This is a genomic window from Streptomyces phaeolivaceus, from assembly GCF_009184865.1.
GTDB classification, from domain to species: domain Bacteria; phylum Actinomycetota; class Actinomycetes; order Streptomycetales; family Streptomycetaceae; genus Streptomyces; species Streptomyces phaeolivaceus.
This window is the reverse complement of the sequence record NZ_CP045096.1, coordinates 4,587,751-4,600,431: the sequence shown is the minus strand read 5'-3', so window position 1 is coordinate 4,600,431 and position 12,681 is coordinate 4,587,751. Positions and strand designations below refer to the sequence as shown.

12 protein-coding genes and 1 pseudogene are annotated in these 12,681 nt (G+C 70.5%); 9 read left to right on the top strand and 4 right to left on the bottom strand.

Going from position 1 to position 12,681, the window contains the following annotated elements:
* Positions 1-106: 106 nt before the first annotated feature.
* Complete coding sequence (locus tag F9278_RS21545) at positions 107-1,030, top strand: ADP-ribosylglycohydrolase family protein (protein WP_404818933.1); 924 nt, start codon at positions 107-109, stop codon at positions 1,028-1,030.
* 132 nt (positions 1,031-1,162) lie between these two features.
* Entirely contained in the window at positions 1,163-1,732 is a 570-nt protein-coding gene (locus F9278_RS21540; protein WP_193241572.1) for an AMIN-like domain-containing (lipo)protein, read from the top strand.
* Between the two features lie 16 nt (positions 1,733-1,748).
* Here F9278_RS21540 and F9278_RS21535 read toward each other — a convergent pair whose 3' ends face one another.
* Positions 1,749-2,627 (bottom strand): aminoglycoside phosphotransferase family protein, encoded by an 879-nt coding sequence (locus F9278_RS21535; RefSeq protein WP_152169812.1) that lies wholly within the window; start codon positions 2,625-2,627, stop codon positions 1,749-1,751.
* A gap of 117 nt (positions 2,628-2,744) precedes the next feature.
* Here F9278_RS21535 and F9278_RS21530 point away from each other — a divergent pair, with 117 nt between their 5' ends.
* Positions 2,745-4,166, top strand: coding sequence for an NAD(P)/FAD-dependent oxidoreductase (locus F9278_RS21530; RefSeq protein WP_152169811.1), 1,422 nt, complete (start codon positions 2,745-2,747; stop codon positions 4,164-4,166).
* 108 nt (positions 4,167-4,274) lie between these two features.
* Here F9278_RS21530 and F9278_RS21525 read toward each other — a convergent pair.
* A pseudogene (locus F9278_RS21525) lies at positions 4,275-4,961 on the bottom strand (alcohol dehydrogenase catalytic domain-containing protein); the annotation flags it as partial.
* Positions 4,962-5,044: 83 nt separating this feature from the next.
* Positions 5,045-6,361 carry an FAD-dependent oxidoreductase gene (locus tag F9278_RS21520; protein ID WP_152169810.1) on the bottom strand — a complete coding sequence of 439 codons (1,317 nt, stop codon included), beginning with the start codon at positions 6,359-6,361 and terminating at the stop codon, positions 5,045-5,047.
* A gap of 159 nt (positions 6,362-6,520) precedes the next feature.
* On the opposite strand from F9278_RS21520, the gene F9278_RS21515 reads away from it, so the two are divergent.
* Positions 6,521-7,189, top strand: a complete 669-nt coding sequence (locus tag F9278_RS21515; protein WP_226966843.1) for a pentapeptide repeat-containing protein — start codon at positions 6,521-6,523, stop codon at positions 7,187-7,189.
* Between the two features lie 252 nt (positions 7,190-7,441).
* On the opposite strand, the gene F9278_RS21510 is transcribed toward F9278_RS21515, so the two are convergent.
* Positions 7,442-7,942 (bottom strand): hypothetical protein, encoded by a 501-nt coding sequence (locus F9278_RS21510; RefSeq protein ID WP_152169809.1) that lies wholly within the window; start codon positions 7,940-7,942, stop codon positions 7,442-7,444.
* A gap of 7 nt (positions 7,943-7,949) precedes the next feature.
* Between F9278_RS21510 and F9278_RS21505 the strand changes: the two genes are divergently transcribed.
* From F9278_RS21505 to F9278_RS21485, 5 genes are all read left to right on the top strand, one after another.
* Entirely contained in the window at positions 7,950-9,491 is a 1,542-nt protein-coding gene (locus F9278_RS21505) for a M1 family metallopeptidase (protein WP_152169808.1), read from the top strand.
* A 276-nt stretch (positions 9,492-9,767) separates the two neighbouring features.
* The gene (locus F9278_RS21500; protein WP_152169807.1) at positions 9,768-10,394 is read left to right on the top strand and encodes a type 2 periplasmic-binding domain-containing protein; all 627 of its coding nucleotides are present in this window, start codon (positions 9,768-9,770) and stop codon (positions 10,392-10,394) included.
* Complete coding sequence (locus tag F9278_RS21495) at positions 10,391-11,068, top strand: cupin domain-containing protein (RefSeq protein ID WP_152169806.1); 678 nt, start codon at positions 10,391-10,393, stop codon at positions 11,066-11,068. Before F9278_RS21500 ends, F9278_RS21495 begins: the two co-directional genes overlap by 4 nt.
* 20 nt (positions 11,069-11,088) lie before the next feature.
* Positions 11,089-11,859 carry an SDR family oxidoreductase gene (locus tag F9278_RS21490; protein ID WP_193241570.1) on the top strand — a complete coding sequence of 257 codons (771 nt, stop codon included), beginning with the start codon at positions 11,089-11,091 and terminating at the stop codon, positions 11,857-11,859.
* Positions 11,860-11,872: 13 nt separating this feature from the next.
* Positions 11,873-12,622 (top strand): SDR family NAD(P)-dependent oxidoreductase, encoded by a 750-nt coding sequence (locus F9278_RS21485; protein ID WP_152169804.1) that lies wholly within the window; start codon positions 11,873-11,875, stop codon positions 12,620-12,622.
* Positions 12,623-12,681 lie beyond the last annotated feature (59 nt).

The following is a 12,681-nucleotide window of genomic DNA, read 5'->3' as shown; positions in this document are numbered from 1 at the left end:
CCTGGTCGACGAGGGAGCAGCCGATCAGATGCGGGTCCCGGTCGTCCGCACGGCTTCCGGAAACAAACGCAGTGTGGGAGCGCCGTCGTGCTGCGAAACTCTGCCGGTGATCACCGTGCCCGCTGTTGTGCTGGATTCGTTGTACGGGCTCGCGTTCGGCGATGCCTTCGGTGACCGTTGGTTCGGCATCCTGCGCCGGGACGGTCCGGCCGTCCTGGAGGCGCGGACGCTGCCGCCCGAACCTCTGTGGCGGTGGAGTGACGACACCGCCCAAGCACTCGTTCTCGTCCGGGAACTCGCCGAAGGCGATGGCACCGTCGACCAGGACCGCCTGGCTCTGGCCTTCGCGGCGGCCTACGCCGACGACACGCACCGCGGGTACGGAGCCTCGATGCACGACGTGCTGCGCTGGATCGGCGCGGGCGAGCCCTGGCAGGAGGTGGTCGCCGGACAGTTCGGCGGCCAAGGCTCGTGGGGCAACGGCGCGGCCATGCGTGCCGCCCCGCTCGGCGCCTGGCACTCCGCCGACCTCGACGCGGTCGCCGAACAGGCCGCCCGTCAGGGCGCGGTCTCGCACCAGCACCCGGAGGCGGTCGCCGCGGCGGTCGCGGTCGCCCTCGCCGCGGCGTTGGCCAACCGCAGCCGGGGCGGGCACGCCCCGGTCCGGTCGGACTTCCTTCAGGCGGTCGCCGAGCGGCTCCCCGACAGCGACGTCCGGTCGGGAATACGGGTCGCGGCCCGGATGCCGGAGCGCACCTCGGTCCGGCACGCCGCGGAGGTCCTGGGCTCCGGCTACCGGATGTCGGGGCCCGACACCGTCCCGTACGCCCTGTGGTGCGCGGCGGGGCACCTGGACGACCTGCACGAGGGCTTGTGGTTCACGGTCGCCGGTCGCGGCGACATCGACACCACGTGCGCCATCGCGGGCGGGGTGATCGCCGCGCGCACGGGCGTCGCCGCACTTCCCCCTGCCTGGCACGCGGCCTGTGAACCGCTGCCTCCGGTCGTGACGGAGCAAGAACACCTGTAACGGAGGGGAGGCTCCCTGTTTTGTCCCTTTCTGTCGTACAACCTTCCGGCGTACCGGGCCGTCTCAACCGGCATCAGCGACGTCAAGCGACGTCAAGCGACGTCAAGCGACGGACACGGGGGGCAGGGGGACATGGTGCGGCGAATCGGAGTGGTGGCGGCGGTGTTCGTGTTGGCGGGGGCCACCTTGGGGGCTGCGGCGGGGACCGCGGGGGCCGTGGGGGAGGCCTCGAAGGTGGCGGCTGTCTGTCCGGTCGGGTGGGGGAGTGGCGGCAAGGGGGGTGTCGCTCAGGGGGGCGAGCATCTGGTGGATGTCAGGGCCGGGCGGCATGAGTGCTATGACCGCCTCGTGTTCGACGTGCCGGGAGGGGGGAGCGCGGTCGGGTATCACGTGCAGTACGTGGACCGGCTGGAGGCGGATCCCTCGGGTGAGTACATACCGGTCGCCGGCGGTGCGGTTCTCGACATCCGGATCGGTGCGTGGAGCTACGACCTGGAGGCCGGGGAGCCTACTTACCCCGGTGAGTTCGGGGAGGCCCTGCCCGGTGTGAACCTCGCCGGGTACAGCACCTTCCGGGACACCAAGTTCGCCGGCACCTTCGAGGGGCAGACCCAGGTCGGACTCGGGGTCCGTGCCCGGCTGCCGTTCCGGGTGATCCAGCTGCCCGACCGTGTCGTGGTGGACGTGGCCCACACCTGGTGATCCCGGCCGGGACCGGTCAGCGGAGCCGGTGGCCCAGTTCCACGTCGTCCGGGTCGAGGGAGCGGTGTTCCTCGATCTCCCAGAGGGCGTTCTGGAGGAGGCGGGCGAGGGTCCAGGCCCTCGCCCGTTCGCGGTTCAGGCCCAGGACCTCCGTCATCGCGTCGAAGCGCCAGCGGACGTCGGCCGGGTCGAAGCGGTTGTTCAGGGCCGGCCAGAGGTCGAAGCCGGGGTCGCCGGCGAGGGGCTTGGGGTCGATGGCGAGCCAGGGCGCGCGGTCGGCGGCCAGGACGTTGTCGAAGTGCAGGTCCCAGTGGAGGAGACGGTCGCCGGGTTCGGTCATGACCTCGCGGAGGGCCGCCGCGCAGTCGGCGAGCAGACGGCGGTCGGCCGGGTCCGGGACGCGGGCCAGAACCGGCGGGGTGCGCTCCAGCATGTCCGTGGCGATGTCGGACAGGCGGCGCACGGTCGGCGGGGCCGGGGTGGCGGTCAGGTGGGCCAGGAGGTCGGCGATGACCAGGACGGCCCGGTGGGTGTCGGGGTCGTGGGACAGCATGCGGGCCGGGTCGAGGCGTTCGAGCAGCATCGTGCCCGTGTCGGGGTCGTGGCCCAGGAGCCGTACGGCCCCGTCGCCGTCCCAGACGCGCAGGGCGATCGGCTCGCCCTCGCTCTCGTCGTCCAGGATCTGGAGCTTGAGGACCGCCGGGGTGCCGTCGGTCGTCCGGACCACCGGGAGGACCAGGGCGCACATGCCGTGCATGGGGTGGCCGTCGAGGCGCAGGTCCCAGCGGTCCAGGAAATCGGCCGTCAGACGTGGGAGGTCCGTGATGAACCTCCGGCCCGCCTCCCCGTTGATCTCTTCCTGGGTCTCGGCCAGTTCCTCCGGAACATCGATCATGCGGCCGACCCTACGCGCGCCCCGGCCAGGAGTGCTTTGGATTTCCGGGGCGAAGGCGCCCGCGCGCCACGGAATCCGTAGGAGACAGGGGGCCCGGACAGGGGTTAGCGTCCGGCCATGAGCAGCTCGACGAGCATCTCGGACGCGATCGCCGGCGCCGTCAACGGCGGGATCTCCTTCTGGTACGCGCAGGCCGGCATCCCGGTTCCCAGGGAGCCGTTGGCGGGGGACGCGTCCGCCGATGTGGTGATCGTGGGGGGCGGGTACACCGGGTTGTGGACCGCCTACTACCTCAAGAAGGCCGACCCCGGGCTGCGGGTCGTCGTCCTGGAGCGGAAGTTCTGCGGGTACGGGGCCTCGGGGCGCAACGGCGGCTGGCTCTACAACGGGATCGCCGGACGGGACCGGTACGCGCGGCTGCACGGGCGGGAGGCCGCCGTGCGGTTGCAGCGGGCCATGAACGAGACCGTCGACGAGGTCGTGCGGGTGGTGGGGGAGGAGGGCTTCGAGGCCGACATCCATCGGGGTGGGGTGCTCGAAGTCGCCTACACCCCGGCGCAGTTGGGACGGCTGAAGGCCTTTCATGAGCATGAGGCGGCCTATGGGGAGGACGACCGTGAGCTGTACGGGGCCCGGGAGACCGCCGAGCGGATCAGGGTCGCGGACGCCGTGGGGTCGACCTGGACCCCGCACGGGGCGCGGCTGAATCCGGTGAAGCTGGTGACCGGGCTGGCGGCCGTGGTCGAGGCGCTGGGGGTGACCGTCCACGAGCTGACGCCCGTCACCGCGATCCGGCCGGGGCACGCCGTCACGCCGTACGGCACGGTCCGGGCGCGCTATGTGCTGCGCTGCACCGAGGGCTTCACGGCGAACCTCAAGGGGCAGAAGCGGACCTGGCTGCCGATGAACTCCTCGATGATCGCCACCGAGCCGCTGACCGCCGAGCAGTGGGCGACCATCGGCTGGGAGGGGCGCGAGACGCTCGGCGACATGGCGCACGCCTATATGTACGCCCAGCGCACCGCCGACGACCGGATCGCGCTCGGCGGGCGCGGGGTGCCGTACCGGTTCGGGTCGCGGACCGACAACGACGGGCGTACGCAGCCGGCGACGATCGAGGCGTTGTACGAGATTCTGGTGCGGTTCTTTCCCTCGCTGACGGGGGTGAGGGTCGAGCATGCCTGGTCGGGCGTGCTCGGGGTGCCCCGCGACTGGTGTGCCACGGTCACCCTCGACCGGGCGACGGGGCTGGGCTGGGCCGGTGGTTACGTCGGCTCCGGTGTGGCCACCACCAACCTCGCCGGCCGTACGCTCCGCGATCTGGTCCGGCGGGACTCCGGGCAGGGCGGGGCCACCGAGCTGACCGCGCTGCCGTGGGTGAACCACCGGGTGCGCAAGTGGGAGCCGGAGCCGTTCCGTTGGGTGGGCGTGCAGGGGATGTACGCGACGTATCGCACGGCCGATCGGCGCGAGGCGGCTTCGCGGAGCGGGGAGTCGTCGCGGTTGGCGCGCGTGGCCGATCGGGTCGCGGGGCGGTAGCGAGGAGGGCCTCACCGCCGCGACCGTCCGCTTCCCTCCTCGGGGTCAAGTGGCGGCGTGCTGTGGCGCCTTGGCCGTGATCGTCGTCGCGGCGATGGCGGTCGCGAGGAGGAGGGCGTCGGACTCCCGTGCCACCGCCCCGCCGACGCCGTCGAAGACGATCGTGGCTTTCCCCCGGTACGTGGCGACCTTCTCCGGCCAGGCCGGGTCGGTGTAGTCGACGGCGAGGTCGGCGCCGTTCGCCGCCACCCGGGCCGTCTTCCCGGGGCCGCCGGCGAGGCCGACGACCGTGGCGCCCGCGTTCTTGGCGTACCGCACGAGGAGCGTGCCGATGCCGCCGGCCGCCGCCGGGACCACGACCACGTCGTCGGGGCCGGGTTCGGCGAAGAGCAGGATCCCCATCGCCGTACGGCCCGTGCCGATCATCGCGACCGCCTCGGCGAAGTCGAGGTTCTCCGGGATTTCGTGCAGGCGTTCGACCTCGGTGACGGCCAGTTCGGCGTAACCGCCGGGTACGAAGCCGAGGTGGGCGGTGACCCGCCTGCCGAGCCAGGGCTCTGGAGCGCCCTCCCCGAGCGCCTCGACGACTCCGGCGACCTCGCGGCCGGGGATCGTGGGCAGTCGCGGTGTCGGCCCCGGCCCCGGAAGGCCCTCGCGGAGCGCCGCGTCCAGCAGGTGCACGCCCGCCGCGGCGACGGCGATACGCACCTGGCCCGGACCGGGTTCGGGGTCCGCGACCTTCTCGTACGTCAGGTTCTCGGCCGGACCGAAGGTGTGCAGACGGATGGCGTGCATGTGGGGCCCCCTTGGGCGTTCGGCGAACCCGAGCGGTGTCGCGTGAGCACCTGGTTTCGCTCGGTGGGCCCCAGCCTCCGACCTCAAGCATGCTTGAGGTCAAGCGTGTTCCTCGACCTCCTTCCCAGGGCCAGCGAGACGGCCGCGAGGGCGCTGTTGAAGGACACCTCCGAGAGCACACCGGGCGCCGCGACCTGGTCGCCCACGAGGTACACGCCGTCGCCCCGGTCCACGGCCGGGCGGTCGCGCCAGCTGGTGCCGGGCAGATCGACCGCGCCCGTACGGCCGTTCGAGGTCGCCTCGCGCCGCCAGGTGATCCGGTCCCGCCAGCCGGGGAAGCCCAGGTCGAGCAGGTGTTCGGCGCGGGCGACACCGTCCGCCCGGGACTCCCGAGGACCGATCGGGAACTGCCCCTGGAGCAGCTGCTCGCCCGCCGGGGCCAGCGTGCGGTCCTGCGCGGTGAACCGTTCGATCCAGCCGGGCGCGTCCAGGTCGGAGATCGCGAACGGGTCGCCGCGGCGGGTGCGCAGCGCGAGATCGAGAAGCGCGGTACGGCCGCTCGGCCAGGTCAGCGAGTCGTCCCCGAGCAGACGGCGGGCGGCGTCGAGCGAGGTGGCGACGATGATCGGACCCGTGCCTGATCCCTTGCCGATAGTGGTGCCGGTGGTGGTGCCGATAGTGGTGCTGGTGGTGGTGCCGGTGAGGGAGTCGAGGCTGTCGACTCGGCTGAGGGTCTCCATACGGACCCCGAGGTTCCAGGCGCGGGCCGCCATCCGGTCGACGACGCTCGCCCAGCCGCCGCGCGGGTAGTGCGCCTCCGGGGGCAACTTCGTGGCCCGGCGCAGCCGTTCCTGCACGAACGCGGCGGACAGGGAGCCCGGGTCGTGGTGGAACAGCGCCACCGCCGCGTAGTTGGCGGCGGTCCGCGCGGCCTCCTCGCCCGCCTGTTCGGTCGCCCAGGTGAGGAAGTCGACGTCCACGGGCGCCTGTCGGCCCGTACGGCCATGGCCCCGGCGCGGGCGGAGGAGCTTGAGCATCGCGAACGGCGGGGTGCGGCGCAGGACGCCCCTGTGGTGCAGGCGCAGCCGGGCGGCCTCCAGGGGCGGGAGGGGGGCGAGCGGTCCGATCAGATCCCGTTGGGCGAGCCAGGTCCAGTGCGGGCCGCCGCTGTACAGGGCGTGCGGGCCCTCGTTCGTCCGGTACGGGCCCTCCGCGGTCCTGGCCCGGCCGCCGAGGGTGTGGTGCGCCTCGTACACGGTGACCCGCGCGCCCGCCTCGGCGGCGGTGATCGCCGCGGTGAGCCCGGCGAAACCGCCGCCGACGACGGTGAGGGGGGTGGGGGCGGGGCCGGAGGCGCGGTGTGCGGCTGGGGCTCGGTGCGGGGCTGGAGCGCGGTGCATGGCTGGGGCTCCCTCGGTCGGTGCCGGGCCGTCCTTGCGGCTGTCCTGGGTACGACGGGCCGGGGGCGCCGGAATGTGACATGGGGGCCGGGGTGGGGGCTCGGGGCGCGTTCGCGCAGGTCGGGGGGATTGTCAGTGGGTGGGTGCAGGATGGGGGGCATGGTGCGGACCAGGTCGGTGGTGAAGGCGGCGCGGCGGCCGGAGGTGCGGTTGCCGGCGCTGGAGGCGTACGCGGGCGGGGAGTTGGAGCCCGACGGGGACTACGACGGGCTGGAGTTCCGGGAGGAGGACTTCGTCGGGCAGGACGGCGGGGGCGCGCGGTTCATGGACTGCGCGCTGACGGGGTGCGCGCTGGACGAGACGCGGCTGCACCGGGCCCGGCTGCTCGATTCCGTCCTCACCGGGATACGCGGCGTCGGCACTGATCTGGCCGAGGCGACCCTGCGTGATGTGGAGCTGGTGGAGGCGCGGCTCGGTGGGGTGCAGGCGCACGGGAGCGTGTGGGAGCGGGTGCTCGTGCGTGGGGGGAAGATCGACTACCTCAACCTGCGGGAGGCCCGGCTCAAGGACGTCGTCTTCGAGGACTGTGTGCTGGTCGAGCCGGATTTCGGGGGTGCGCGGCTGGAGCGGGTCGAGTTCGTGGGGTGTGCGGTGAAGGGGGCCGATCTGAGTGGGGTGACCTTGGTGGATGTGGATCTGCGGGGGGCCGCGGTGGTGGAGATCGCTCGGGGGGTGGAGCGGTTGTCGGGGGCGGTGATCAGTACGGCGCAGTTGATGGATCTGGCGCCGGTGTTGGCGGGGGAGATGGGGATTCGGGTGGAGGGGTGAGCGGTTCGGTGTGCGGTGTGCCGGGTGCCTAATAGCTCGGGAGTTCGGGTGCGTTGGCGGGTGCGGCTCCGGTGGGGCTTCTCGCGCAGTTCCCCGCGCCCCTGAAAAGCAGGGGCTGCGCCCCGTGGCGCTTTCAGGCCCGCAGGGGCCGTGGTCTTTTTTCAGGCCCGCAGGGGCCTGATCTTTTAGGGGCGCGGGGAACTGCGCGAGAAGCCCCACGCGCCCGCAGACGAACGACGCGCCCCTCAGTTCCTACGGCACCCTCGGGAACCGCGCCTGCAGCGTCCAGATCGCCGGGTTCTCCGCGAGCGCGTCATGCAGATCGCACAGATCGGCGATGACGTCGTGCAGGAAGTCCCGCGCCTCGCGCCGGAGTTCGGCGTGCGGAAAGGTCAGCGGTGGCTCCTCCGCCCGCATCCAGTCCGCCTCGACATCCACCCACCCGAAGCGGCGCTCGAAGAGCATGCGGTCCGTGGACTCGGTGAAGTCCAGCTCCGCGTACTGGGGCCGGGACGCCCGGGACCCCGCCGGGTCCTGGTCGATCCGTTCCACGATGTCGCACAGCGCCCACGCGAAGTCCAGCACCGGCACCCATCCCCAGGCTGTGGACAACTCCCGGTCCGCCTTGGTGTCGGCGAGATACACATCCCCGCAGAACAGGTCGTGCCGCAGCGCGTACACGTCGGCCCGCCGATAGTCCGTCTGCGGTGGGTCGGGGAAGCGGTTGGAGAGGGCGTAGCCGATGTCGAGCACGTAGGCGATGGTGTCATGTCCTCATAGGATCGCCGACGTGTCCCGATCCGCACCGGTCGTCCCGGTCGTCCCGGTCGTTCCGGTCCTCCCGGTTGTTCCGGTCGCCCTGCTCACCCTCACGCTGGCACTCACGCTCACCTCGTGCACCGAGGGCGGCGGTGAGGCCGCGGCGGCCCGAGGCTCCGCCGGTCTCCGGGACCCGTACTTCCCCGGGCTCGGCAACGGCGGATACGACGTCACCCACTACGCCCTCACCCTCCGATACGACCCCGAGGCGAAGGCCCGGCTGCGCGCCACCGCCGTCGTCACCGCACGGGCGACCCGGGACCTCGGCTCCTTCAACCTCGACCTCAAGGGCATGGACGTGACGTCGGTCGCCGTCGAGGGTACGGCCGCGCGGTGGAAACGCGCGGGGCAGGAGCTGACCGTCACCCCCGGGAACGGTGCGCTCGCCGAAGGGGAGACGTTCCGTACGACCGTGCGCTACTCCGGCACCCCGGAGACGCTCACCGACCCGGACGGCTCCCGGGAGGGCTGGCTGCCCACCGCCGACGGCGCCCTCGCGCTCGGTGAACCGGCGGGCTCGATGACCTGGTTCCCCGGCAACCACCACCCCTCCGACAAGGCCGCCTACGACCTCACCGTCACCGTCCCCGAGGGCCTGCGGGCCGTATCCAACGGGGAGTTGAGGAGCGAGGCCACCGAGGACGGCCGTACGACCTACTCCTGGCACACCCCCGAACCGATGGCGAGCCATGTGGCCACCCTCGCCATCGGCAGGTACGAGATCCAGCGCTCGACAGCGGGGGACGGAGAGGAAGGGGGTGGCGTCGGAAGGGGTGCGGGGCGGCTTCCCGTGTACGTCGCTGTCGATCCCTCCCAGGTCGAGCGCAGCCGGGCCGTGCTTCGGCGGATTCCCGAGGTGATCGCGTGGGCGGAGGGGAACTTCGGGCCGTATCCCTTCTCCTCCACGGGGGCGATCGTCGACAGGCCGGAGGATGTCGCGTACGCGCTGGAGACCCAGAACCGGCCCGTCTTCCCCGGCGCCCCCGACCTCCTGCTCCTCGTCCATGAACTGGCGCACCAGTGGTACGGCGACTCCGTCACCCCGGAGAGCTGGCGGGACATGTGGCTCAACGAGGGGTTCGCGACGTACGCCGAGTGGCTGTGGGAGGAGGACCACGGCGGTGACAGCGCCCAGGAGATCTTCGACGCGCTGTACGAGGGCGACTATTTCGAGGACGCCGCCTCGAACGAGGCCGTCTGGGACTTTCCGCCGGCGAGGCCGCCGAGTGCCGCCCGGATCTCCGACAGTCCGGTGTACGAACGCGGTGCCATGGTCCTGCACAGGATCAGGCAGGCAGTCGGCGACGACGCCTTCTTCGCGTTGATCCGGGGCTGGGCGACCGCGCACCGCCACGGCAACGCGGACACGGCCGACTTCACGGCGTACGTGGAGGAGTTCGCGGAGAAGGCGGCTCCGGGGGCGGATCTGACACCGGTCTGGGACGACTGGCTGTACGGGGACGGAAAGCCTCCGCTGGCCTGATCCCGCCGCCGCGGACTTCCTCCGGGTTTTTCGCGCGCCTGGTCCGCCGAGGTCAGGCGGGACGGCGGTGACAACCGGGACTTTCCCGTCCTCGGGGAACTCGCTTATTCGTGGCGGAATTACTTCACTTGCGATGTGTGGCGGCAGGCCGAAAATCGATGGCCTGATCGCCGGATTACTTGTTGTTCCGTGCATGGAATCTGGTGGAAACAATCCTTCGTGAGGCTTGCGCGTGCTCGCCTGTGCTGTCTCTGGGGGAAAGGTGAGGTAGGAAGTATGGAGACGCTTCGGATCTCCGGTGATGAGAAACGTGCGCTGATCGCGCTGGTGGGGGACGGGTCGCGACGTTCCGTGAAGCTCGGCACGCTGGGACCCGAGGGGACCAGTAGTGAGTACGTGGCCCGGCTGATGACGCGATTATTCGGTGACCAGGGACGCTTCGGCATTGTGCTGGAGGAGACCTTCGAGCACTGCATGGGCGCGCTCACCGAAGGTCGTATCGATCTCGCCCTGGTGCCGCACGCCTACGCCAACATCAACGCCTTCTATATGAATCCGCTGCTGGAACCCTCGATCGTCTTCCGTGGGAGCACGCCGGAATACGGTCTCGCCGCGCGGTCCGATTTCGCCTTTCACGAGGAACTGCTGTTCACCGACACGGTGGTGACCCATCCGGCGCCCATTCCGCTGCTGGAGTACTACTTCGACCGGCCCGTGAAGCTGGTCACGACGACATCCACGAGCCAGGCGGCCGGCCAGGTGGCCGATGGTCTCTACAACATCGCCATCACCAATGAACAGGCGGCCCGACAGCACAATCTGAAGTTCGTCTACCGGTTCTCACCGATACCCATGACGTGGACCGTCTTCTCGAAACGACTCGAAAAGGAAGGACCGCGATGACCACGCACGTGTATGAGCGCCCCTATTTCCCGGACTCCGCCGTGGTGTTCCACGACAACGGGATCCGGATGGAGTCCTACCGGCGCGGTGACACGGAGGTGCTGGTGTCGTACCTGCCGCCCGGTGCCGTCGTGGCGCCCCACTCCCACAAGGAGGCGCAGGTGGGGATGGTCGTCCGGGGCGAACTCGCCATGACGGTCGGCGGGGTGACCCGGCTGATGCGCGCCGAGAAGGACGTGTACATCGCTCCTTCCCATGTCGAGCACTCGGCGGTGAACCCGACCTCGGAGGAGACCGTCGCGCTGGACGTCAAGCGCTACAAGCCGGGCGAGAAGTACACCGCGCCGAGCGAGTACTTCCTCGGCCCGATCGAATCGCGCAAATTCGTCGGAATGGACGTCACGTTCTTTCTGGAGAGCTGGATCGAGCTGATGGTCGCCGACATTCCGGGCGGTGGTGAGATGCCGTACCACAAGCACTCGCACGAACAGATCGGGATCTGTCTGGAAGGGCGCTACGACATGACGGTCGAGGAGACGACCCACGAACTCGTCTTCGGCGCCACCTACTTCTGCGAGAGCCAGGAGGGGCACGGTGCCGCGAATCCGCACGAGAGCGTGGCGCGCTCCCTCAACATCTTCATTCCGCCCCGGTACCACCGGGTCCCCAAGTAGACGACCGGCAGAGGAGCGCGGTGCCACGCGTAGCGATTGTGCTGGGTGCCGGCAGCGGAATCGGGCGGGCGACCGCGCTGCGACTGCTGTCCGGGGCGTACACGACGGTCCTGAGTGCCCGGGGCCGGGACGCGCTGGAGAAGGTCGCGAAGGAATCCGGCGACGAACAAAACGCCTATGTCGTGCCGGGTGACATCACCTCACCGGAATTCCGTGCCGAACTGGTCGAAAAGGTGGCACGCCGGTTCGGCCGGGTCGATGTACTGGTCAACAACGGGCCCGGTCCGGCGCCGGGCCCGTTCGACGGGGTGCGGGTGAACGACGACGTGTGTGCCGCGATGCATCAGAAACTGGTGCCGTATCTGGATCTCATCAGATCCGTCGCGCCGATGATGACGAGGAACGAATTCGGCCGGATCATCAATGTCGTCGGAAACATCGGAAGAGAGCCCCTGCCGGGCATGTTTCTCTCCGGTCTGGTCAACGCGGCCATGTCCAACGCCAGTAAGTATCTGGCGGGTCAGTACGCCGGGCACAACGTCACGGTGAACTGCGTACACCCCGGAACCATCCGGACCCCGCGCTACGACCAGGCCGTCCACCACCTGAGCCGGGACGGCGGTGTCCCACGGCCCGAGGTGGAGGACCGCCTCGTACGGGCCATCCCCATGAACCGGCCGGGGCAGGCCGACGAGGTCGCCGCCCTCATCGGATTCCTGGCCTCCGACGAGGCGTCCTACATCACCGGCCAGCAGATCTCGGCCGACGGCGGCCAACTGAAGAGCGTGTGAGGAGGGACCGAGATTGTTCGAGGACAAAGTCGTCGTGGTCACCGGGGCCGCGTCGGGGATCGGGAGGCGGACGGCGATCGAGTTCGCCCGGCAGGGCGCGACGGTCGTCGTGGCGGACGTCGACGGGACGAACGGCCCCGAGGTCGTCGCCAAGCTGAACAGCGACGGGCACCGGGCGGTCTTCGTCCGGGCCGATCTGACCGCCGAGGCGGACTGCGAGCACCTCGTCGCCGTCGCCGCGGAGCGGACCGGCCGGGTGGACGTCCTGGTCAACAACGTCGGCATCGAGATATCCACCCCGATCCACGAGATGTCGGTGCCCGAGTGGGACCGGCTCTTCGACACCAACCTGAAGAGCATGTTCCTGTGCTCCAAGCACGCGCTGCGCCCGATGATGGCGGCGCGGAGCGGGGCGATCGTGAACGTCTGCTCCGTCAGCGGGCTGGTGGCCTGGCCCGGCATCGCCGCCTACAACACCACCAAGGGCGGCGTGCTGATGCTGACGAAGTCCCTCGCCGTCGAGTACGCGAAGCACGGCATCCGGGCCAACTGCGTCTGCCCCAGCATCATCGACACCCCCATGACGGACGCCTCCATCGGCCATGACGCCGCCGTCAAGGAGGCGAAGGCGAAGCTGAATCCGCTCGGCCGCCTGGGCACACCCGAGGACGTCGCGCACGCGATCCTCTTCCTCGCCTCCGACAAGTCGTCCTTCATCACCGGCGCCGCGCTCACCGTCGACGGCGGCTACACGGCCATCTGAGCGGGCCCCCGGGCACACAAGCGGGCAAGAAAGAGCAGCACGCAAGAAAAGCAAGCACG